A 23,107-nucleotide genomic window follows, 5' to 3' on the forward strand; every position below is an offset into this window, starting at 1 on the left:
TTTTGAAGGTGTTTTTAAAGTATTTAAAAGTGCTTACAAGTGTTGTAAGGAGCTTTTTAGGGGCTTTGAAAATCTTTAAATTCACTTGTGTTTAAATTTGCTTTTGCTTTTTGTATTTTATCAGCTCATTTACAGTTTGCGAAGCTTTATAAATTCACGCTCTTAGAAATATTACAATAAAAAATTCACAAGATCTTAAAAAGGTATTTTGTCAAAAATGTTGAATTTATCATATTAAGCCTTAATAAATATCTTTTTCCATTCAATGTTATTAAATTAGGGTTTGGCAAAAAATTCAAGGCTCTTTGCAAGGTCTTAAACCTTGTGTGTTGGCTTTCTTTGGAAAAGTAATGAAGTCGTTTGTGCAAAACTTTGCGTGATGAATTTAAGGCTTAAAATGCCTTGTGAATTTTAGGCAAAAACAATTTGACAAAGCAAATGCAAAATGCGTTTTTGCTACATAAAATGTGAAACTGTGCATTAAATTCACGCAAGTTTAAAGCTTTGCTTAATTATATTTTGACGATTGATTTTATATAAAGACTCAAGATATTTTAATAGGATTTTCTCTTATCAATTTCAGCAAATTTTGATGAGAATTTTGTCCCAAATTTTTCGTCTTAATTCTGTTTCTTTTAAGTGGAGGACAAAATTTTCTTTTTTAGCCCTTAAATTTCGCTAAACGAAACTTCGCATAGCTCCAGAAATTCACAATTTCGTTAATGTGGTTATGTCCCTTTGCAAACTCGTTTTTGCTATACTTTACGCGGTAATGAGCTTTTGCTCCAAAATCCACCAAGCCATCATAGGCTTTGAAGCTATCGCTGTAAATCTCGCATTCGTTAAGCTCCGCAAAGTCCTTTATGATAGGCAGCAATTCTTTGGCAGAGCAAGTGTTTGAGCGTATAAACTCGTGCGATTGCGTTTTAGCATACCTTCTGCTAGCAGTTACGAGTGCGTAGCACGAAGTAAAAACACAGGTGTCTTTTTTCCAGCTCCACGCCCCCTTTTTCCACGCACACCACCGAAATAACTCTCATCGACTTCTATCTCACCACTCATTTTCTAAAGAAACTTCGTTTTGCTGATTTTTTCGCATTCTTTGGCTATTAAAATGCGAATTTCACGCAAAATTCTATTCACACAAGGACGAGAAATTTTGCAAATTTCTGCGATTTTTTTCGCCTCTAAATCAAGGCAAAAATACTTCAAAATTCCTTAAATTTCTTTTGAGACAATTCGGGAATGAATCATATATTTATTTTTCATTTTGCTCTCCATACTTTAAAATGATATTGTATCAAATTAAAGTATCTTGAGCCTATATCAAATACTACACTTGTCATTTTGATCCTAATCGAAACGAAGGGGAAAAATCCACGAAGTTATGGATTCTTCGCTTGTAGGCTTAGAATGACAAATCAATACTTTTTTGTAGCCTTTTGCCTTTAAAAGGCTATGAATTTTTATGTCAAGATTGTGCTAACCGTCATTTTGGCTTAGCTAAATTTAATTCTTTCATTAATCATTTCAAAAATACTGTATTGAAATTACACAAGGATCTTTTTTTGATTTCTTTTTTATCCGTTTTTTTTTTTTTTTGTGTTATTATATACTGTGTTTTTAAGATATAAGATCACCAAGTATCTTGGATCTGCGAAAAGATAGATTTAGATTTTGCGTGTGTTTAAGGTATTTTAAAGGCATAGAATTTCTTAGTGAGGGAGGTTTAGATGAAAGATTTAAAGGCTCGTAAAGAAGATGCTACTCCAAGGGGCATAAATGTGCTTTGTGATTGGTTTGTTGCAAAGGCGCAAAACTCAACGATTTGGGATACAACAGAAAGAGAATTCATCGACTTTGCTGCTGGCATAGCAGTTTTAAATGTAGGACATAGACATCCAAGGATTATAAAAGCAGTTGAAAAACAGCTTAAAGCCTTTACCCACACAGCCTATCAAATAAGTCCTTATGAAAGCTATATTGAATTAGCCGAAAAGATAAATAAACTAGCACCAATTGATGGCAAGAAAAAAACTTGTTTTTTTACAACAGGAGGCGAGGCTACTGAAAATGCCATTAAGGTTGCCAAGGCTCATACAAAAAGATACGCAGTCATTGCCTTTGGTGGATCCTTTCACGGCAGAACAGCAGCAGCTGTTGGTATGACAGGAAAGGTTGTTCCTTATAAGGCAGATTTAGGACCTGGTATGATTGGAATTTATCACGGCTTGTACCCTAATGCTTTGCATAAAATTACCGTAGAAGATGCTTTAAGAAGCTTAGATCATATTTGCAAAAGCTCTATTTCTCCTTATGATGTAGCAGCTATTATCTTTGAGCCAGTACAAGGTGAGGGTGGTTTTTATCCTGCACCAAAGGACTTTGTAAAGGGTTTAAGAGAGTTTGCCGATCAGTATGGGATAGTTCTTATTGCCGATGAGGTGCAAACTGGCTTTGCTAGAACGGGAAAGCTCTTTGCAATGGAGCATTTTGATGTAACACCTGATCTTCTTTGTATGGCAAAGAGTTTAGGAGGGGGTTTGCCTATTTCTGGTCTTTGTGGCAAGGCAAAGATTATGGATGCTGTAAATCCTGGAGGACTTGGTGGAACCTATGCTGGAAACCCACTTGCAACTGTGGCCGGCCTTGAGGTCTTAAAGATAATCAAAGAAGAAAATCTACTTCAAAGAGCAAAGACGCTAGGAAATACCTTGCAAGCCTTTCTTAAAAATTTAAAACACAAGGAAATTGCAGAAATTCGTGCCTTAGGCTCTATGGTAGCGGTTGAGTTTTTTAAAGACGGTCAGCCTAGTAGTGAGTTAGCAAAAAAGGTGCAAGCTCTTGCTATGGAAGAAGGCTTGTTGCTACTTACTTGTGGAAGCTATGGCAATGTCATTCGTTTCTTATATCCACTTACTATACCAGATCAGCAATTTCAAAAGGCACTTGAAATTCTTAAAAAGGTTATTGCAAAGGCTGTAAAATGAGTAAAGACTTAGACTTTTCACTACTTCAACACGAATTTGTTTCAAGGGAGAAAAAAGAGGGCTTTATCGCAGTAAATAATCCTGCAACAGATGAGATTATAGCCTATGTGTATGGTATTACTGAGGGGGAATTAGAAGATCTCATTCAAAGATCTCAAATAGCACAAAAAAAATGGTCAGCCCTTTTGGCCTTAGAAAGGGCTGATCTTTTGCTTAAATGGTATGAGTTGATACAAGAGCATAAACAAGACTTAGCCGTGATTCTTACTCAAGAAATGGGTAAGCCACTAAGTGAATCAATGGGCGAAATAAACTACGCAGCAAGCTTTATTCGTTGGTTTGCAGAAGAGTGTAGAAGAATTGACGGAGATATTTTACAACCCGTGCAACAAGGACAAAAACTTCTTGTCTTAAAGCAGCCAATAGGAGTATGCGGTGCTATTACTCCTTGGAATTTTCCCTCTGCTATGATTACAAGAAAGGTAGCACCAGCCCTTGCTAGTGGCTGTTCTATGATTGTCAAACCAGCTACTCAAACCCCACTTAGTGCTTATGCCTTATTGACACTTGCTTATAAGGCAGGACTTCCAAAGGATCTATTGCAAGTTGTTACAGGCAAGGCTTCTATGATTAGTAAGGTGCTTTGTGAGAGCAAGATAGTTAAAAAGATTAGCTTTACAGGATCAACAGAGGTAGGAAGAGCCCTTATGGCACAAAGTGCTAATACAATTAAGAAATTATCATTAGAATTAGGAGGAAACGCTCCTTTCATTGTCTTTGATGATGCTGATCTTAACTTAGCTGTGAAAGGAATTTTAGCCTCTAAGTTTAGAAATAGCGGACAAACCTGCGTGTGTGCAAATAGAATTTACCTTCAAAGCAAAATCTATGACAAAATAGCTAAGGCTTTAAAGCTTGAGGTAGAAAAACTACAAGTAGGCAATGGCTTAGAAGCTAGCACCACACAAGGTCCTTTAATAGACAAAAAAGCAGTAGCAAAGGTGCAAGAACACATAAATGATGCGATCTTAAAGGGTGCAAATCTTCTTACAGGTGGCAAGGTGCATGCTAAGGGATTAAGCTTTTTTGAGCCTACCATCTTAACAAATCTTAGTCAAAATATGGCTGTTGCAAAAGAAGAAACCTTCGGTCCTTTGGCTGCACTTTTTAAATTTGAAAGCGAGGAAGAGGTGATCGCAATGGCAAATGATACAGAATTTGGCCTAGCAGCCTATCTTTATACAAAAGACGCTGCAAGGCTTTGGCGCTTGGGTGAGGCCTTAGAATATGGCATTGTTGGGATTAATACAGGTATCATTTCTACTGAGGTTGCTCCCTTTGGAGGCGTTAAACAAAGCGGACTTGGTAGGGAGGGTTCAAAATATGGGATTGATGATTACTTAGAGCTTAAATACCTTTGTGTGAATTTACAGTAGCTCTATTGCAAGTAAGACATTGAATCTTTATAACAATTTTAAATTTATTACTTTTAGAATTAATTATATAAAAGCTTTTTCATAAAACATCAATGAAATTCTAAGCTCTTGCAAAGGCTATCAAAGTAGCTTATGTAAGCTAAGTAAATTTTTAATTTTGCGTATTTTTGCAAGATCTAAGAGACTAGAAATTCTAAGTTGTTTATAATAAATGATAATGCAAACCTTAAAATTCAAAGTAGTTTTTATAACCGTATATTTTTAAGTTTTAGCTTGTGATTTAAATTTAGATCTTAAACAAGGAGGAAGAATGAAACTCAAAGAGATAGAGGATGAATTTATTGCCGAGCTTAAAGGGCATCCTGTAACCAAAAAGCTTACCTTTATAGAAGGAACAGCAATGCTAGTAGGAACAAACATTGGCATTGGCATTTTAAGCATAGCCTATACTGCAAGAACTGTGGGCTTTCTTCCCTTGTTTTTTTGGCTTGTTATTGGCGGTATTCTTTCTACAATTACCATGCTTTATATTGCAGAAGCAACGCTAAGAACAAAGGCTCATTTGCAGCTTACAGGACTATCTGTAAGATACATTGGACCTGTGGCAAAGATTTGTATGTTTATTTCTGTTGCTGTTACTGCCATTGGTGCCTTAATAGCGTATGAAAAGGCAGCTGGGGATATAATTTATGAGATCTTTGGACTTGCTAAGCATTGGGGTAGTATTTTGTTTTTTATCCCTGCTGCTGGTGTATTGTGGCTTGGATTAAAGGCTATTGGACGCGGTGAGAAGCAAGTTGTTGGCATTATGTTTTGTATCTTACTTACTTTGATTGTTGCTACCTTTTTTAAGGCCGAGATAAATTTTGAAAATGCTTTGGAAGCACATTGGAATTGGGTGGCAATTATCCCTATTTTTAACACTGTTGTATTTGTGTATTCTTCACAGTATATTGTTCCTGAAATGGCTCGTGGCTTTTCACATAAGCCATCTATGTTGCCAAAGGCGATTATTTTGGGTAATTTTATCACCTTTGCTATGTTAGCCCTTGTGCCACTTTCAGCAATTATTTTGGAGGGCTTGCAAAATATTTCTAGTGTGGTTACTATCTCTTGGGGAAAGGCTATTGGAGACTGGGCCTTTATGATTGCAAATTTATTTGGCTTGTTTGCCATTCTTACCTCTTATTGGGGCTTAGGCGGTATGTTTATTACTAATGTTGCCGATCAAATCAACAAAGATGCTGATAACAATCTCAAAATAAGATTTATCATCTTGCTTTTTGTTAGCATACCACCACTTTTGTTGGTGCTGTTTAATGTTGTTGAGAGAATTGATAGTGCACTTTATTGGCCAGGGGTTGTTGGTGCGCTTATTTTAAGTTTTTTTCCTATCATAATCTTTCAAAATGCAAGAAAATATGGAGATCAAGACTCTCAATACCTTTGCCCACCACTGATTACAAATATAGGTGCAAAGGCAAGTATTGTTATTGTATATCTTAGTGCTACCCTACTTAGTATAGCCTCAAAATATGGTCTTCTTGATAGAATTTTTAACTAAGAGATTGATTTAGCTTAATTAAATTTGGCTAAATTAAACTTAGACCAAAGGATTTTTAAGCTAAGTCCTATGAAAAATAAGCTTTGTTTGCAAATTTTTCTAAATGTGATTTAGGGAGATGTTGGCGTATTTTTACTGTTTTTTGCAGTTTCTAACTGTAAGGCATAAGATGGTGCGTTTATAGGTGGGTTTGTAAAATGGGACGACTAATAAGAAAATACCTATATTTTTACTTTCTTCTCTTGTAACTACAAGCAAAAGGGCTTTTGCTGAATTTAGCCAAATTTAGTGGGATAAAGAAAATTTTATCCTTTACTTAAAAGAAATTGTAGTAAGACAAAAAATTTAGGATAGAATTTTTATCAAAATTTATCAAAATTGATAAGATAAAATCTGCTTAAGTTAAATTGAGCCAAACTGATTAAAGCATATTGAGTTTAAAAGATCTTGAAACAAAAACTTTAAGACTTAAATTTAATAAATAAAAATTTTGTTATTTGAAATAGTTTAGATCTTTAAAAGACATAATGGATGAATTTTTACCTTGCCTGTGCTAGGTGCAAAATAAGTAATAAAATTTGAGTGATTTTCCCAAGCTTTTTGAAAGCCAATGTGTGAATTTTCACATAAATTTAGCACTTAAATCAAAGGTGTAAATTTTGAGTTGATTTTGAATAAGCACATATAGCTTTGTTATGTTTAAAGGAGCTTATATTAAGATAAAAATTTAAGACAAAATTTTTATCAAAATTTATCAAAGTTGATAAGAGAAAATCTGCTTAAGAGTGTATTAAGCCTTAAATTTTATTAAGTTGAATTTAGCCAAATTTTAACTTCAAAAGGTGTTGATTTTACCGTATAAATTTTTGATTTAAAAACTTCGTCATTCTTAGCATATATTAAATATTACAAAACCCTAGCTTTTTATCATATTAAGGCTTTGAAAAACTAACATAACTCTTTGTCATATTAAGGTAAAGCCAAAAGATTTCTTTGTTAAGTTTCTTTGTTTAGTATGACAAGTGGGGGGGGGGTATTTTGTGAATTTTTATCCACTTTGTCATTGCGAATTTACAAAGCAAACAAAAATTTTTTGAGGCATTAGCATATGCTAAGAAAGTTTAATACTTGTTTAAAAGAGCTTTTAATAATTTAAATTCACACAAGAAGCTTTTTCAAGCTTAAATTCACAAAAGAATTTTTTAAAATGCTCAAGATACTCTAATAGGATTTTCTCTTATCAATTTCAGCAAATTTTGATGAGAATATCGCCTTAAATTTTTCGTCTTAATTCTATTTCTTTTAAGTGAAACACAAAATTTTCTTTTTTAGCCATGAAATTTAGCAAGTGTCAACTTCGCAAAGCCCCTTCTGCTTACAGTTGCGAGTGCGTAGCACGAAGCAAAAAAGTTCACAATTTCGTTGATATGATTTCGTGCGTGTGCAAACTCGTTTTTAGAGTGCTTTACCCTATAATGAGCCTTTGCACACAAATCCACCAAGGCACCATATGATTTTAATCCATAGCTGTAAATTTCACTTTCTTTAAGCTCTGAAAAGTCCTTTATAATCGGCATCAACTCTTTGGCAGAGCAATGTTTGACGACCTGTGTATAAACGCTAGCCTAGCGTTTTAGCATACCTTCTTGTAAAGAAACGAGTGCGTAGCACGAAGTAAAAACACAGGTGTCTTTTTTCCAGCCCCACGCCCATGTTTGCCACGTACACCACCTAAGTAACTTTTATTCTATTCAATCTCACCGCTCATTTTAGAAAGCTTCTCGCATTCTTTAAGGGTTAAAATGCGAATTTCTCTGAAAATTTCACACAAACTTTGATGACGAATTTGACAAATTTCAGCGATTTTTTTCGCTTCTAAATCAAGGTAGAAATACTTCAAAATTCATCAAATTTCTTTTCAGAAATTCGGAAACGGATTATGTATTTGTTTTTCATAGGCACAACCATAACTTAAGAACCTTTCAGCTTGGTTTAAGTTTAATTGAGCCAAAATCAATTATAATCTAAGGCTCATTTGAAATTTAGCTATTAGCCTTGTTTTTCGTTTTTTTAAATCGCTTTTTATAAACTAGCACTTTTTAAACATAAGGCAAAGCCCATTCTTTAGCATTTAGCTTTTTAAAAGGCAAATCAAAAGCCTTTCTAAATTCATTTGCGATAAAAAAGCTCATTAAGGGCGGCACGGCGTTGCCTATTTGAGCAAAACAAGCCCCATTACTACCGCAAAATATGAAATCATCAGGAAAACTTTGCACCCTCGCACACTCACGCACACTCAAACGCCTTTTTAAATTTGGGTGTGGGTGAATGACAGCCCCACCACTGCGAGAACCACGCCCCGTGATAGTAGGGGCTGGCTTATCCCAAGCTAAAATGCGGTTACCCACATAGCCTGTAATTTGAATTTTATGCTTTGAGCCACTATGATTTGGCACTTTTTCGTCATAATCCTGCGGTAAATCATAAATGGCATCTTTAAGCGTTTTTGCAGATTTAAAAGCCTTTGGCGGAAATTCCACAGCCTTGTCCTTTCTTTTGCCTAAAATGATTACTCTTTTGCGATTTTGTGGCACTCCAAAATCGCTCGAATTTAAAATCGTATATTTTAAATCATAGCCACATTTTTCAAAGCTAGGTAGAATTTTTTCGTTGAAATTTTCTTTAAAACCCTTGCCACTTTGAATTCCTGCGACATTTTCTACGAAAAAATACTTTGGCTGTTTTGCCTTTAAAATCCTTGCATACTCTAAATAAAGCGTGTTGTAATTTGAATTTAAGTTTCTATTTTTTCCGTTTGCTATTGTAAAACCAAGACCAGCAAAACCGTCTATTAAAATGTCCCCGCTTGGCACTTCATTTTCTTTTAAGGTGTAAATATCCTTGCAAACTATGTGTTTGCCTATGTTTTTGGCATAACTTTCGCAAGCTTCTTTGTCAATATCATTTGCAAAAACAACATTAAAACCAGCTTTAACAAAGCCTAAATCAAGCCCACCACAACCACTAAAAAGGCTAATAACGCTAATTTTTTTCACGCTAAAACCTCGTAATTTTCGTCAAATTTATTAAAAATTTTGTCTAATTCATTAAAAACAAAAGCCTTTGAATTTTTACCTGTAAAATACTCAAAATAGCTCTTATGGAGCTTTAAATCAAATTCGTTTATAAGTTCAATAACTGTGCTTTTAAGATAAGAAAAATCAAGGCTTAGGCTCTTGGTGCAGTTTTGAATTAAAGGTGTTCTATCAATCCTTAAAGAGTTGCCCTCAAAGCGATTAACAATCTTTAAAAAATCATCTTTATTTTGGCTGTGTTTTTTAAAAATTTCTATAATTTCAGCTCCATTAAAAAAATAAAGCTCCATTTTGTCGTTATTTTTAACCCCCAAAAGTAAATCATCGCTGTAAATAAATTCAACCATTTTATTAAACTTTTCTTTGAGCTTTTCGTAACTTGAAAGTGTTTCTATGAGTTTAAGAAGCTTTAAAAATTGCGGTATGCTACCAAGTCCAGCTCCATCCTTAGACTTTCTCTCGCTTAAATAATTATCAACCTTTAAGCCATCAAAAAGCACCTTTTTTTCAAAGCTACCCATATTGATTTCTTTGTTGTCGCTACAAAGGGTTTTTACGCTAAATGAGTAGTTGTTAGCAAAGATAAGATCGGCTTTTTCTCTACGGTTACTTGCGATTTTGTCCTTGACATTGATAAAATAATCACTTGGGGCCTAATTTAAATTTTTGCGGATTTTGGTATCTGCGACCTCGCCATCAAAGATAATGGCAAGTAAATCCTCAAAAACCCTTGCACTCGTCTTTCTTTTAGCCACTTCATCACTGCTAATAAAGTTGAAAAGGTAATTATAAATGTAAAGTGCGTAGAATTTGTTTTTGTGATTTTGCAGGTGCTGAAAGAAACCGTAAAGATCTTTAATGCCACTAAGATGATTTGTTATAAGTCCCTTTTCTCTTAAATATGCACTGATAACTTTTATGGTAGCTAAGCTTTTAAACATCTTTAAAGCCTTGCAAGGATGGTGCTTGAGTTTTAAGAAACTGTGAATTTAAAATAATCTTAGCTAAGAAGATAAAAACTCTACTGTGCCATATTAAAAGGATTTTCATTAAAGCCATACTTATTAAAAGGATCTGCATTAAAGTAATCCTTAAAAATTCATTCTTTATCAAAATCATTTCTCCTTCTAAAAGCCTTATTGAATTTAATTTATGCTTAGACTTGATCTTGCCTTTAAGCCTTGTAAACTCATCAAATAAATCTTGTAAAATTCATAAAAATAACACAAGGCTTTAAGAGTAGTTAGCCTCTTTGCATAGCAGTAATTCCTGTGCGAGAAAGCTCTAAGATCTCAAAGCCTTTAAGCTCAGCCAAATAGCTCTCAATCACCTGAGGCACAGCACAAAGCTCGGCTATAAGGCTTTTAGGAGATAGATCTAGGATCTTAGCATTATAGACATTGCTTATGTCGCAAAATTTCCTCTCATCATAGTTTTTTGTCCCTATTTTTAGCAATAAAAGATCCTTTTCTATGGCATTATCCTCATCTAAAAGCTCGACAGTTTGAACCTCCACAAGCTTTGAGGTTTGCTTTATGACCTGAGTGATTAAATCCTTATCTGCATAAGTAACTATGGTTATCCTTGAAAGATCACTTGCGCAAGTAGGAGAAACGGTTAAACTAGCTATATTAAAGCCTCTTTGCCCAAAAAGCAAGGTTATGCGGGTTAAAACGCTGGGATTATTTTCTACGATTAAGACCAAGATTCTTCTTTTCATCATCTCTCCTTTACTTAACTATGATGTCTTTGACAGTGCCACCTGAGGGTATCATAGGAAGCACCTTTAAGTCCTTATGTATAAGGCATTCTATCCATACGGGTTTGCCTAAATTCAAGGCCTCATCAAAGGCTTGTTTAAATTCATCTAAATTCTTGCAAGAATACCCCACAGCCCCAAAGCCCTTTGCAACTGTTATGTAATCAACTTTTTTATTTATGTCTGTGTTTGAATACCTCTTCTCATAAAAGCTTGCCTGCCACTGGCGAACCATTCCTAGGGTTTGATTGTTTAAGATAATGCTAATTACAGGTATCTTATACTCAACAGCAGTTGCAACCTCGTTTAAATTCATCAAAAATGAGCCGTCTCCTGTAATATGAAGCACAGGTCTTTTTGGATAAGCTAGCTTTGCACCTATGGCTGCTCCGTATCCAAAGCCCATAGTACCAAGCCCTCCGCTCATTAAAAAGCTTCTTGGCTTTGCGTGTTTGATAAACTGCACAGCCCACATTTGATGCTGCCCTACATCTGTGGTGTAGATGGCTTCTTCTTTTGTTTTACTAACTGCGTACTCAATGATATTTCTTGGTTCAAAGGCTTTAAAATCGTGCTTTTGTGAATTTTCCTTATCAAGCATTTTTTGTATATAGGCTAGCCATTCTGTGCTTTTTGCAGGCTCAACAAAATCACAAAGCTTAGCTAGGACCTTATTTAGATCCCCAACAATGCTACAATCAATGCCTACATTCTTATCAACCTCGCTTTTGTCTATGTCTATATGCACCTTTTTTGCATTTTTGCCAAATTCAGAAGGCTTTAAGGCAACCCTATCGCTAAATCTAGTGCCTATGGCTAAGATGAGATCAGCCTCAGCCGCTATGGTATTGCAAGTTACCTTGCCGTGCATACCCAAAAGCCCAACATTTAAGGGATCATTATGAGCCACAGTTCCAGCAGACATAGTAGTATGAACGCAAGGGATTTTTGCCTTTTGCATAAAGGATCTTAAATTCTCGCTTGCATCCTTGGCACCTCCTCCAAAATAGATCAAAGGCTTCTTGCTTTCTTTGATGAAATCTACTATAAGTTCAAGCTCTGTGTCAAAATTTCCATATTTTTCACTGCTAGGCTTTAAAAAATGCTTTGAGTAGCGAGTTTTTGCCATACTTATATCCTTTGGAATATCAACAAGCACAGGACCCTTCCTGCCTGAATTTGCTATGGCAAAGGCCTTTCTCACTGTTTTTGCTAGATCATCAATGTCTCTTACTATGAAATTATGCTTGGTAATTGGCATTGTGATCCCTGCTATATAGACCTCTTGAAAGCTATCCTTGCCCATAATGCTTGTAGGAACATTTCCTGTAATGGCAACAAGAGGCACAGAGTCCATATAAGCAGTAGCTAACGGGGTAACAAGATTCGTAGCACCAGGCCCGCTTGTAGCTATGACAACCCCTGTTTTGCCAGATGCCCTAGCATAGCCATCAGCCATATGACAAGCCCCACACTCATCAACAGGAAGTATGTGTTTGATCTTATCTTGATACTTATAAAGGGCATCATAGATGTGTAAAACCGCCCCACCAGGATAGCCAAAAACAAGATCAACCTTGTGTTCTAAGAGAACCTCCATTAAAATTTCTGAACCATTTAAAATCATAAAATATCCTTTTCAAATGCCAAAAGGCAAGTAAATTAAAACAAAAATAAAACTAGAAGAAATTACAGTGAAATCAGAGTAGAGACGGCACAAAGGACCAGAGTGAAGCTTTTTGTGAATTTTGTGTTAGCTTGTGTGCTCTTATGTGGCTTAAAACAGTTTTTCATCGCACTTCCTTTCAAAATGAATTGTAAGTATTTAGTATAGCAGTTTTTTCTCAAACTGTGGCAAGAAAATTAAATTTTTTATAAAAGCAAGGAAGCTTGTATAAAATAGTAGCAAGCTAGGATATTTATAGTTTTAAATTTAAGCTAAATCTAAGTTTATAATTTTAAGCTAAGGCTTGATTTCAAAAAGATCAAGTTAAATTCAAGCCTAGCTTTGCAAATTTTAAAATGACGGTTGATACTTTTGGCTAAAATTACATAGAATTTTTTCTAAATTCAAGCCTAGCTTTGTAACTGTTTAAATTTTATGCAAACTTTGAATTTTAGGCTTTGTGTTTAAAAAATTTGGGGCTTTTTTAAACCGTGCAAGTTTGGCCTAATTTAAAATGATTTTTTCAATAGGGTGAATTTAAATTTGATAGATTTAAAATGTTTATTTTGTGGCTAAACTTAGCTAAGTTGGCTTAAAAAACTATGAATTTTGTTTTTAAAAAGGCGATTGATACTTTTAGCTGATGTAATAACAGCTAAAAGCTTGGTAAAATCGATCTTAAACAAATATGTATTTTTGCCCTATATTTGAAAGCGAAAATTTAATCAATTTTAGAGTGCTTTTGTGCTGATATTTGCGTAAGCAAAATCGCCATTTTTGTGTAAGGTTTCTCGCCCTTGCGTGAATAGGATAGTGCAGCAAGCTTTTAACCCTTAAAGAGTGCGAAAAAATCTCTAAAATGAGTGGTGAAATCGAAGAGGGTGAAAGTTATTTTTTACTTCGTTTCGTCTTGCAACTGCTAGCAGAAGGGGCAAAAAGGGTGCGTGGAAAGCGTGGGCGTGGGGCTGTAAAAAAGACACCTGTGTTTTTACTTCGTGCTACTCGTCTTGTAACTGCAAGCAAAAGGCTTGTTAAAATGCAATCGCACGAGTTTATACGCTCAAGCACTTGCTCTGCAAAAGAATTATTACCGATTATAAAGGACTTTTCAGAGCTTGAAGAAAGTGAAATTTACAGCGATTGACTAAAATCCTACGGTGCCTTGGTGGATTTTTTGCTTCGTTTTGTCTTGCAACTTTGCAAGAAGGAGCAAAGTTACAGGGTAAAGCACTCTAAAAACGAGTTTGCAAACGGACGAAATCATATCAACGAAATTGTGAATTTCTGGGGACCTTACAAAGGCTAGATTAAGTCAGTTTCACGACATTAAAAAGGAATTTTTCTACCTTCATTTGAAAGAGAGTGAATTTCGATCTAATGTAAAAGTTAAGAATGAAAATTTGTATAAAATTTTGTTAAAATGGCTTAGGAAAAATCCTAGGTCATTTTAGCTAAAAGTATCAATTACCTTTAAATTTAAGGGCTAAGACAATTCTTTTATTAAAAGCTGAGGCAGGACTAAGCCCTTAAAATCATTCTTACTAACACTTGCTATCAAAGAAACGGTTTCTCCTACTTTAAGATCCTTGTCAAAGTCAAAAAACACCCCCTCAATGCTTGAATTTTTATCCGCTAAAATGAGTTTCAAATGCCTCTCGTCCTTGCCTATTTTTCGGACATTTTTAACTAGCAAGTTTTCAAATTTAAACAAGGGGCGGGGATTTTTGTGTCCAAAGGGCTCAAAAAACTCCAAAAGTGCCAGTAGCTTAAAATCAAGCTCGCTCAAAGGCAAGATACCCAAAAGCTCGTCCTTGTTTAAAAAATCTTCTTTTGGAATTTGCTTGCAAGTTTCATTTAAGGCAGTTTTTAAGGCATTGAAATTTGAAGTTTCTATTAGCATACCACTTGCGCCCTTGTGTCCTCCATATCTCAAAAATAGCTCTTTGTGTGCTTCGATTAGCTCTAAAATGTTGATTTTACCTACACTTCGTCCGCTTCCCTTTGCCCTACCGTCTTTGTCGCTAAAAACAAAGGCTGGCTTGTTAAAATGTCTTGCAAGGCGGCTTGCCACTATGCCCAAAACCCCCTCGTGCCAGTCTTTGCCACCTACCACAAGGGCAAAGTCATCCTCGCTAATCATCTTTAAACTCTCATCAAAGAGCCTTTTTTCCTCGCTTTTGCGTTTGTTATTAAAGGACACGATTTGCTCTAAAAGATTTTGTGCCTCGTTTAAGCTTTTGGTATATAAGAACTCAAAAGAAAGCCTTGCATCATCCATCCTGCCTGTGCTGTTGATAAGCGGGGCGATTAAAAAGCCTATGTTATCAAAGTCGAATTTTTCTTTTTGATAAAAGAGCTTTAAGGCACGAAAAGCTGGGCGTTTGGAGGCATTTATCCTTTCAAGTCCCTTTCTTATTAAAAGGCGGTTTAAGTCCCGCAGCTCCATCATATCGCCCATTATGGCTATGGCTAAAAGCTCTATAAATTCGCTCATATTGATATTTAACTTGCAAACTTCTTTTACGCTTGCTAGCAAATACCAAGCCACCTGAGCTCCGCAAATTTCGATGTTTGGAAACTCATCATCTTCTTGCTTTGGATTTATGATGGCATAGGCTTTTGGCAGGGTGCTTTGAGGCTGATGATGATCTGTGATGATTAAATCAATGCCCCTTTCCTCGCAAAGTGCTGCTGCGCCGTAAGCTGCTATGCCGTTATCAACGGTGATTATAAGAGTGGTGTTTAGCTCTTTAACTATGTCCTCGTTTATGCCGTAGCCGTCCTTGAAGCGATTTGGAATTTTCACCACATAATTTGCACCCACCTCATCTAAAAACTCAGCCATTATCACGCAAGCTACTATGCCATCGACATCATAATCACCCACGATGGCGATTTTCTCATCCCTTTCAATAGCCATTTTTATGCGCCTTGCTGCCTTGATGCTATCTTTTAAAATGCTAGGACGTGGAAGCTCGCTTAAGCTTTTATGCACATCGTTTGCAAATCTTTGGCTTAAAAGTTCTTTGATAGCCTCTTTGTTTAGGGTTTGCATTTTATGCCCTTGAATTTTTCTTTGAATTTAGCCTTGAATTTGGCTTGTTTTGTTTTAAACTTGTCTTTGAATTTGGCTTTGAATTTAGCTCATCTTGTTTTAATTTTAAACTCGCCTTTGAATTTAGCCCCGAGTCTGTCTTTGAACTTGCTCTTGAATTTACCTTGCCTTGCTTCAAGGAAGCCTCTATGAATGCCAAAATCACAGGATTTGCACTCACTAAGTGAGAGCTAAATTCAGGGTGAAACTGCGTTCCTATGAAAAAGGGGTGATTTTTAAGCTCAACAACTTCAATTAGCCCCTCGCTTTGTCCGCTTATTATAAGCCCATTTTTTTCGTAATCTTTTTGATACTTTGGATTTGCCTCAAAGCGGTGGCGATGCCTTTCTGTAACGCTAGCTTTACCCTTGTAAATTTCACTTAAAAGGCTGCCTTTTTTAATCTTACACTCATACGCCCCAAGCCTCATAGTGCCTCCAAGCGGGCTTTTTTGCGTGCGAATTTGCCTTTGTCCTGTCCTATCCATAAACTCATCTATTAAAAACACCACTGCTTCTTTTGTTTTGGGGTTAAACTCAGTTGAATTAGCATCCTTTAAGCTCAAAATATTTCTTGCAAATTCGACCAAAACAAGCTGCATTCCAAGACAAATTCCCAAAAATGGGACCTTGTTTTCACGGGCATATTTTATAGCCTTTATCTTGCCCTCAATGCCCCTGTTTCCAAAGCCTCCAGCTACTAAAACCCCACTTACATCGCTAAATATCTCGCTTGCTTCCTCGCTTTCAAGCTTTTCGCTATCTATCCATTTAAGCACAATTTTTGAATTCAAAGCCGCACCTGCGTGGATGATGGCTTCTGTAAGGCTTTTGTAGCTTTCTTTTAGGTTGATATACTTTCCAACAAAGGCTATGCGAAGTTCGTGTTTTGGGGATATTATGCTATTTACAAGGCTTTGCCATTCTTTCATATTAGGCTTTAAAGCCCTTAAATTCAGCAAGGGTGCGAGTGCGTTAAGTATGTTTTGCCTTAAAAAATTCAAAGGGATTTGATAAATGCTCTTTGCATCCACGCTTTCAATCACACAAGCCCTTTCAACGCCACAAGAAATGGCGATTTTTGCCTTTAAATCCTCGTCCAAAGGCTTTTCGCAACGGCAAATTATCATATCAGGGCTAATTCCTATGCGGCGAAGCTCGCCAACGCTGTGCTGAGTGGGCTTTGTTTTAAGCTCGCCTGTGGTTTTAATGAAAGGCACAAGGGTTAGGTGTATGTTCATAGCATTGCCCTTGCCAACTTGCAAACGCAAGGCACGAATGGCTTCTAAGAATGGCAAACCCTCGATGTCGCCCACAGTGCCTCCGATTTCTACAAGCAAGATGTCCTTGCCCTCGCCAGCTTTGATTATGCGTTCTTTAATCTCGCCCACTATGTGAGGGATGACCTGAATGGTTTTTCCCAAATAATCCCCGCGCCTTTCCTTTTCAATCACAGTTTGATAAACCCTGCCCGTGGTGAAATTATTGATTTGGCTTAAATTTTCGTCCAAAAAACGCTCATAATGCCCCAAATCCAAATCCGTCTCGGCACCGTCCTTTGTAACAAAGACTTCTCCGTGCTCAAAAGGACTCATAGTGCCTGGATCTACATTTATGTAAGGATCTGCTTTTAGTATGCTAACTTTTAGCCCTGAATTTTTAAGCAAAGAGGCTATGCTAGCAGCGGCTATGCCCTTGCCTAGTGAGCTTAAAACCCCACCTGTTATGAAAATATATTTTGTTTGTTTCATCATTCTTTCTTTTTTGGTGTTTTGTGAATTTTTTTTAAAATTCACAAAAATTCACACCCTAGCTTGTCATTTTAAGCTTGCATAGTAAGCGAAGAAAGCACAAAACTTAAATCAAAGGCTATTTTAAGAGATTCTTCGCCTTTTTCAAAGGCTAATAATGACAAAATTTAGGCAATTTTTGTGAATTTTTTGCAAAATTAAGAAAAAATTATAGCACTTTTCTTGTAGTTTTTATAAAATTCTTGTCCTTAATGTAATGAACGAAATTAAAACTAAGATCTAAGATTAAGCCTTTAAAAGCCTTGAATTTTAGGCATTTAGACAGTTTTTAAAGCTTAAATACGAGCTTTAAGCTTTTTTTTATACTCTATATTTTCCTCAAATTCACTAAGCCTTTTGTGGATGCTGCGAAGTTCTGTGATCTTGGTCCAGTTTGTGATGAAAACGCTAAAAGAACTTCTTACTTGTGCAAAGGCATTGCTCATTTGCATAACTATGCCAAGTCCTATGGCTCCTGCAAAGAGGGCTGGGGCTACTATTAAAAAAGGCACTATGATGATAATTTGCTCAAACAAAATAAGCCAAATATTAAAATACCCATAATGCAAAAATAGCCTCTTGTAGTTGAATTTTAGCCCTGTGAAAAGCTCGATCATGGTCTCAGTTGCTGCGTAATTTCTCCTGTCATCCTCGGCATAGACAAGCTCTTTGCGAAAGGCAGCTTCTGCTTTTTGGTTGTTGTATTCAAGTCCGGGCAATTTTATGCCAACAAACCAAGATATAACAAGCCCTCCAAGGCTAATAAAAAGGGCTACATATACGAGCAAACCATCTATGTGTTTAAACACGGCAAAGATGGACTCATCGCTAATGCCCTCAAACAAGCTCTTTGAAATGTCCCCACTTAAAAGCCAAAGTATGGGTATGAAGGCAATTAGAGTCATTAAGGCTCTAATGAAGGCAAGTCCAAGGCTTTCAACTATCTTAGAAAAATTATAAATATCCTCTTGTATGCGTTGAGAGCTTCCTTCTATATTATCATCCTTGTTTTTCCAAAAATTCAAATACTCAAAGGTCATAGCCTCTCTCCATTTAAAGGCATAAACGCTAGCAAAATAAATATTTATGGTAGCAATTACCACATAGGGCAAGGCTATACACAAAAAAACTCCAATTAATGCGTAAAAATCATTTATATTATAGCTTTCTTGTCCGCTAATGCTTGGGGTGTTGAAGAAATTTTTGATTAAAAATTGATAAAAATGCAAGGAGATTTTGTTTAAAAAATTTGCGTTTTGAATTTTTTCCTCTGCTTGTTTGATCTGAGCCTCTAAGGCTTTGTTCTCAGTTTGCAGTAGGCTTTGAGTTTGATCTTGCAAGCTTTCGATCTTTGGCTTTTGTAAAAGATCGTAAAAGTCTTTGTACCATTCATTGATGGCTACATTTAAACTTGTTTGAAGATAAAGAAAAAAAAGCAGTAAAAAAAGTCCGCTATAAGCCCATAAAAACCATTCCTTACTACCAAAAAAAGATCTAAACATTACTGTCCTAATGAAATGCTTTGAGTGAGGATAAGCCTACCTTGGTAGGCTTTAAATTATTTTTGAATTTGAGAGATGTATTTTGCCAGTCTCTCTTTTGCCTTAGCTGGCTTGAAGATAGAATCATTAATCTTATCCATATTTACAGCCTTGCCAACTTGCACTATGCCAACCATACCCATAGGAAGATGAGGTGTGCATTGATACACATAAATGCCTTCTTTGTCAAGCTTGAAACTAAGCGTTGATCCCTTTTTCATGATCTTGGTCTCAAAATGCTGAGCCCCATCGGGTATGACAACGCTTTTTGCATCATGTCCTGCATCTACAGCTACGAAGGTTATGGTATCTCCTGGTTGAGCATAAACATAGCCAGGCTCAAAAGGCATAGCCCCATCAGCACCCTTGTTAAGAAGCTTGATCTCAATCTCCTTGGCATTTACAAGGCTAAAGGCTAATAAAGCTGCCAACATAAATACTTTTTTCATTTTTTCTCCTTACGGTGAATTTTAGATATTAAATATCTTGCTTAATTATAAAACTTTTTGTTAAAAATATGCTTAATTTTTTTGCAAAGTTTATCTTTTTTAAATTCAAAGCTTTAAATTCAAGCCCAGAATTAACTTTTAAATTCACAAAAGCTTTTTGTGAATTTAAGCTTACTAAAAGTTTGAAGCTTGGCTGAATTTAAAGGACATTTAACAGTTTTAGATAAAAATTTGCATAAATTCAACTAGCCTTTGAAATTAAAGCTTACACATTTATTTTAAATTCAACTAGCCTTTAAATTCAAGCCTTAGCATTTGCCTAAAATTCAATTAGTCTGTAAAAACTCAGTTCTTAAAACCCTATTTTTAACAAAGTATGAATTTGTCATTATTAGCCCTTTGTAAAATAGGCAAAGAGGATTAAAAAATTCACAGCTTGAATTTTCATCATTTTTTACTTGTGAAATTTTCTTGAAAAAATGCCTAAGTTATTTACTTAAAATGACAAATCTTTTGTATAAGATCAATATCTTTTTAGAAAAGAGCTATAAACACACTCAAGCCTTTAAAATTCAAGCCAAAAATTCTGAAAGCTAAAATTCAGCCATCTTGACATAAATATCATTGAAGGCTTGAATTTAAAAGCCATACTTTGCTTAAAACAAAGCTTAGCCACTTTGAAAAAATACCTAAGCTTAAAATCAAAGATTTAATACTTGAAAATCTTTGCTTTGAAAAGGCAAAGACAAAGTTCAAAGTTAAATTCAAAGTTACTTGCAAAAATTATTTGCACCTAGACAAGGACCTCTTTTATATGCAAAAAGTCTCTTTTATACAAAGATAAAAGCCTTTTTTGATACAAAGGATCTAAGATGCCAAAAAAACTCAGACAAACTCCTCTGTAAGCTGATCCACCAAATAAGCCACATTTTGAAACCTAGTATTGCCATAAGCACTTAGCCCTATCTCACAGGTGCTACTCGTGCTAATGCCTATAAATTCAGCCCTTGTTTCAAATTTAAGCCCCGAAGTGCTTGATTTATTTAACTCAGGGGTAAAAAAGCCCTTCTTTCCAGCAAAGCCGCAACACTCAAAGCTCTCAATCACCCTCACCTCATCGCTACATCTTCTAGCAAGTGCTAATAAAGCCTTATCCTTGCCTAGCTTTTTAAGCAAGCAAAGCCTATGCACTAGCACGGTTTGTGAGCTTTTTTGCCAGCTTAGTTTAGAGGCGATTTCAAGCAAAAACTCGCTTATATCAAGTATTTTAAATTTGCCCTCAAAAGCCTTTAAAAGCGAGTAAAAACAGCTTGAATGATCTATTACAACGCTCAATTTTCCACCCCTTGTGGCAGCATTTAACTCATTTTCTAAAAGCATTAGATTTTTTTCCTTTATAGCCTCATAGTCCTCAAAGATTTTTCCGCAACAAAGCCTGTTTAAATTTTCAGGATAAATCACTCCTATTTTTGCCTTCGCACAAATGCTTTCAAAGACCTCTTGCAGGCTTCTTTTGTCCCCTTGTTTTTTTGACGCACCAAAAATACGGTTAGTGCAAGTGCTAAAATACACCACCTTTTCCTCTAAATCCTCGCCCTTGTTTGTAAGCTTATATGAATTTGCCGAAGGCATAAAGGGCGGGGTGTATGGGAATTTTGAGCTTAGTTTATGCAAAGCACCTGTGATTTTACTTACAGTGTTTTCGCCCAAAAGTGAGCTTGAAAGGGCGTAGAATTTTAGCCCTGTTTTTGCTAAGCTTGTTACTGTTTCAAAATTATCATAAATTTTTTCAGCTATTTTTTGTGTTTTGCTTGATACTTGTTTGCGAAGCTCGTAAGCCACCTGAGCCGTGTCAATGCCCAAAGGGCAAAGATGCAAACAAGAAGAACACCCAGCACAGCTTTCATTTCCTGCATACTCATACTCGCTTAAAAGCTCGTTTGCCATTTCATTTTGTCCGCTTTCAAGCAATCTTGTAACCTCCCTTAAAACAGCAATCCTACCCCTTGGAGTAAGGGTAATTTCCTTTGAAGGACAAGCCTTCTCGCAAAAGCCACACTCCATACAGGCATTTATCATCTCGTCATTTTCTGGTAAATTGAGCAAATTTTTTGGTGAGGATTTGAGGTTTTTCTTGTAAATTTCCTTGTCATCGCTGATGATGACATCAGGGTTTAAAAGCCTTTTTTCATCAAAAATTTGCTTGATTTTTAAATTTATCTCATAAGCCTTTTTGCCCCATTCAAGCTCGACAAAGGGTGCTACCATCCTACCTGTGCCGTGTTCTGCTTTAGCACTTCCTCCCATCAAAGCTACTGTTTTACTCATTTCCTCCACAAGTGCGGCGAAGTTTTGAAATTCCTTTTTATCCTCTAAATTTGGAGTGATGATAAAATGCAAATTCCCAGCTAACGCGTGTCCAAAGATAATGCCTTCAAATTCATATTTTGCAAAAAGTTCTTGCAAGAAACGCACCCCATTTGTGAATTTATCAAGCTCAAAGCAAACATCCTCTGTGATAACAGTAGTTCCCTTGGGGCGGTTGCTCGCAGTAAAGGGAAGCAAACCCTTTCTTATCTTCCACCACTCATTATAAATAGCCTCATCATCTGAGTAAAGTGGCTCAAAAGCCATTTTTAAAGGCTCTAAACTAGCCTTAATTTGTGCTAACTTTGAATTTAAAATGCCCTTGTCATTATCCTCGCTTTGAAATAAAATGCAAGAGTAGCCCTCTTTACACTCGCTTACTATGCTAGGCACTCCCTTTAGGTCTTTAACTGCCATCAAACAAGCATAGTCCATTAACTCAGCACTTACCACAAAGTCTCGTCCTAGTTTTGATAGCGTTACCACAGCCTTGCTAGCCTCGTTTAAATCCTCAAAAAAAAGTAAGCCACAAGCCTTGAATTTAGCATCATCTACCACGAAATAACGAACCTTGCTTATAAAAGCAAGCGTTCCCTCGCTTCCTATAAAGATATGATTTAAGATGTCTTTAATGCTTGAAAAATCCGCTAAAGCGTTGATAGAATAGCCTGTGGTGTTTTTTATTTTGTATTTTCTTTCAATGAGGGCAAGTAATTCTTTATCTTGTTGAATTTGAGCGTGAATTTTAAGCAAATCCTCGCAAAGTTGAGGCTGGCTTTTCTTAAAATCCTCAATGCTTTTTTCATCTGCTGTATCAAGGACAGTGCCATCTAAGAGCACAGCACGCACAGAATGGACGGTGTTGTAGCTATTTTGCTCCACCCCGCAGCACATACCGCTTGAGTTATTGTTAAAAATGCCGCCTATTAGGGCTGAATTTATGGTGGCTGGATCGGGTCCTATTTTTTTATTAAGCCCTTTTAAAGCAGAGTTTGCATCAGCTCCTATTACCCCACACTCACATTCTATCACCTCGCCATCTTGCATTATCTTAATGCCTTTAAAGCCCTCGTTGGCTATGATTAGCACGCTATCGCTAGAGCACTGTCCACTTAAACTTGTGCCAGCTGCACGAAAGGTAAGTGGGGTTTGATAAGTTGTGGCTAGTTTTAAAAGGGTAATCACCTCCCCCTCGCTTTTTGCCCTCACAACTACCTTTGGGGTGTAATTATAACAGCTTGCATCCGTTCCTAACGCATAACGCATCAAATAGCTAGTATAAACCCTGTCCTTGCAAAGTGCTTTTGCTTTGCTTATAAAGCTTGTGTAGTCAAGTTTTAGTTTCATAGTGCCTCCT

At 36.1% G+C, this 23,107-nt stretch carries 14 protein-coding genes and 4 pseudogenes; 4 read left to right on the forward strand and 14 right to left on the reverse strand.

Annotation, left to right across the window (positions count from 1 at the left end):
* Positions 1-544: 544 nt before the first annotated feature.
* Together DMC01_RS16595 and DMC01_RS15075 are read right to left on the reverse strand one after the other, a co-directional pair.
* A pseudogene (locus DMC01_RS16595) lies at positions 545-1,014 on the reverse strand (hypothetical protein); the annotation flags it as partial.
* Positions 1,015-1,065: 51 nt separating this feature from the next.
* A complete protein-coding gene (locus tag DMC01_RS15075; RefSeq protein ID WP_246059091.1) occupies positions 1,066-1,212 on the reverse strand; it encodes a hypothetical protein in 147 nt (48 codons plus the stop codon).
* A gap of 521 nt (positions 1,213-1,733) precedes the next feature.
* Here DMC01_RS15075 and gabT point away from each other — a divergent pair.
* The 3 genes from gabT (at position 1,734) to DMC01_RS07030 (ending at position 5,990) form a co-directional block, all read left to right on the forward strand.
* Positions 1,734-2,990, forward strand: coding sequence for a 4-aminobutyrate--2-oxoglutarate transaminase (gene gabT / locus DMC01_RS07020; protein ID WP_142693549.1), 1,257 nt, complete (start codon positions 1,734-1,736; stop codon positions 2,988-2,990).
* Positions 2,987-4,426, forward strand: coding sequence for an NAD-dependent succinate-semialdehyde dehydrogenase (locus DMC01_RS07025; protein WP_142693550.1), 1,440 nt, complete (start codon positions 2,987-2,989; stop codon positions 4,424-4,426). Before gabT ends, DMC01_RS07025 begins: the two co-directional genes overlap by 4 nt.
* Positions 4,427-4,736: 310 nt before the next feature.
* Entirely contained in the window at positions 4,737-5,990 is a 1,254-nt protein-coding gene (locus tag DMC01_RS07030; RefSeq protein WP_142693551.1) for an aromatic amino acid transport family protein, read from the forward strand.
* A gap of 1,211 nt (positions 5,991-7,201) precedes the next feature.
* Here DMC01_RS07030 and DMC01_RS07035 read toward each other — a convergent pair.
* From DMC01_RS07035 to ilvB, 7 genes and pseudogenes are all read right to left on the reverse strand, one after another.
* Positions 7,202-7,958 (reverse strand): annotated as a pseudogene (locus tag DMC01_RS07035) (transposase).
* Positions 7,959-8,089: 131 nt separating this feature from the next.
* Positions 8,090-9,046 (reverse strand): DNA cytosine methyltransferase, encoded by a 957-nt coding sequence (locus DMC01_RS07040; RefSeq protein ID WP_142693552.1) that lies wholly within the window; start codon positions 9,044-9,046, stop codon positions 8,090-8,092.
* Positions 9,043-9,606: a hypothetical protein gene (locus DMC01_RS15080; RefSeq protein WP_246059093.1), complete on the reverse strand. Its 564-nt coding sequence runs from the start codon at positions 9,604-9,606 to the stop codon at positions 9,043-9,045. The genes DMC01_RS07040 and DMC01_RS15080 overlap by 4 nt, the downstream gene beginning before the upstream one ends.
* 132 nt (positions 9,607-9,738) lie before the next feature.
* Positions 9,739-10,026: a hypothetical protein gene (locus tag DMC01_RS15085; protein WP_246059095.1), complete on the reverse strand. Its 288-nt coding sequence runs from the start codon at positions 10,024-10,026 to the stop codon at positions 9,739-9,741.
* Positions 10,019-10,165, reverse strand: a complete 147-nt coding sequence (locus tag DMC01_RS13450) for a hypothetical protein (RefSeq protein WP_185908807.1) — start codon at positions 10,163-10,165, stop codon at positions 10,019-10,021. Before DMC01_RS13450 ends, DMC01_RS15085 begins: the two co-directional genes overlap by 8 nt.
* A 163-nt stretch (positions 10,166-10,328) precedes the next feature.
* Entirely contained in the window at positions 10,329-10,805 is a 477-nt protein-coding gene (ilvN, locus tag DMC01_RS07050; RefSeq protein WP_221887144.1) for an acetolactate synthase small subunit, read from the reverse strand.
* A 10-nt stretch (positions 10,806-10,815) separates the two neighbouring features.
* Positions 10,816-12,471 carry a biosynthetic-type acetolactate synthase large subunit gene (gene ilvB, locus DMC01_RS07055; protein ID WP_142693554.1) on the reverse strand — a complete coding sequence of 552 codons (1,656 nt, stop codon included), beginning with the start codon at positions 12,469-12,471 and terminating at the stop codon, positions 10,816-10,818.
* Between the two features lie 859 nt (positions 12,472-13,330).
* Between ilvB and DMC01_RS07060 the strand changes: the two are divergent.
* Positions 13,331-13,961 (forward strand): annotated as a pseudogene (locus DMC01_RS07060) (IS1595 family transposase); the annotation flags it as partial.
* Between the two features lie 32 nt (positions 13,962-13,993).
* On the opposite strand, the gene recJ reads toward DMC01_RS07060, so the two are convergent.
* The 5 genes and pseudogenes from recJ to DMC01_RS07085 all read right to left on the reverse strand — a co-directional run bounded on the left by recJ (position 13,994) and on the right by DMC01_RS07085 (position 23,097).
* Positions 13,994-15,565, reverse strand: coding sequence for a single-stranded-DNA-specific exonuclease RecJ (gene recJ / locus DMC01_RS07065; protein WP_142693555.1), 1,572 nt, complete (start codon positions 15,563-15,565; stop codon positions 13,994-13,996).
* Between the two features lie 175 nt (positions 15,566-15,740).
* A pseudogene (pyrG, locus tag DMC01_RS07070) lies at positions 15,741-17,354 on the reverse strand (CTP synthase); the annotation flags it as partial.
* A gap of 335 nt (positions 17,355-17,689) precedes the next feature.
* Complete coding sequence (locus DMC01_RS07075) at positions 17,690-18,895, reverse strand: putative transporter (protein WP_142693556.1); 1,206 nt, start codon at positions 18,893-18,895, stop codon at positions 17,690-17,692.
* 56 nt (positions 18,896-18,951) lie between these two features.
* A complete protein-coding gene (locus DMC01_RS07080; RefSeq protein ID WP_142693557.1) occupies positions 18,952-19,383 on the reverse strand; it encodes a pseudoazurin in 432 nt (143 codons plus the stop codon).
* Between the two features lie 885 nt (positions 19,384-20,268).
* Positions 20,269-23,097: an FAD-binding and (Fe-S)-binding domain-containing protein gene (locus DMC01_RS07085; RefSeq protein ID WP_142693558.1), complete on the reverse strand. Its 2,829-nt coding sequence runs from the start codon at positions 23,095-23,097 to the stop codon at positions 20,269-20,271.
* Positions 23,098-23,107: the final 10 nt, after the last annotated feature.

The organism is Campylobacter troglodytis (genome assembly GCF_006864425.1).
Lineage (GTDB): Bacteria > Campylobacterota > Campylobacteria > Campylobacterales > Campylobacteraceae > Campylobacter_D > Campylobacter_D troglodytis.

Coding starts and splice junctions, on each gene's coding strand:
- DMC01_RS07030 (WP_142693551.1), top strand. CDS start 4,737: ATGAAACTCAAAGAGATAGAGGATGAATTTATTGCCGAGCTTAAAGGG.
- recJ (WP_142693555.1), bottom strand. CDS start 15,565: ATGCAAACCCTAAACAAAGAGGCTATCAAAGAACTTTTAAGCCAAAGA.
- DMC01_RS07075 (WP_142693556.1), bottom strand. CDS start 18,895: ATGTTTAGATCTTTTTTTGGTAGTAAGGAATGGTTTTTATGGGCTTAT.
- DMC01_RS15080 (WP_246059093.1), bottom strand. CDS start 9,606: ATGGGTAGCTTTGAAAAAAAGGTGCTTTTTGATGGCTTAAAGGTTGAT.
- DMC01_RS15085 (WP_246059095.1), bottom strand. CDS start 10,026: ATGTTTAAAAGCTTAGCTACCATAAAAGTTATCAGTGCATATTTAAGA.
- DMC01_RS07025 (WP_142693550.1), top strand. CDS start 2,987: ATGAGTAAAGACTTAGACTTTTCACTACTTCAACACGAATTTGTTTCA.
- ilvN (WP_221887144.1), bottom strand. CDS start 10,805: ATGAAAAGAAGAATCTTGGTCTTAATCGTAGAAAATAATCCCAGCGTT.
- gabT (WP_142693549.1), top strand. CDS start 1,734: ATGAAAGATTTAAAGGCTCGTAAAGAAGATGCTACTCCAAGGGGCATA.
- ilvB (WP_142693554.1), bottom strand. CDS start 12,471: ATGATTTTAAATGGTTCAGAAATTTTAATGGAGGTTCTCTTAGAACAC.
- DMC01_RS07080 (WP_142693557.1), bottom strand. CDS start 19,383: ATGAAAAAAGTATTTATGTTGGCAGCTTTATTAGCCTTTAGCCTTGTA.
- DMC01_RS13450 (WP_185908807.1), bottom strand. CDS start 10,165: ATGCAGATCCTTTTAATAAGTATGGCTTTAATGAAAATCCTTTTAATA.
- DMC01_RS07085 (WP_142693558.1), bottom strand. CDS start 23,097: ATGAAACTAAAACTTGACTACACAAGCTTTATAAGCAAAGCAAAAGCA.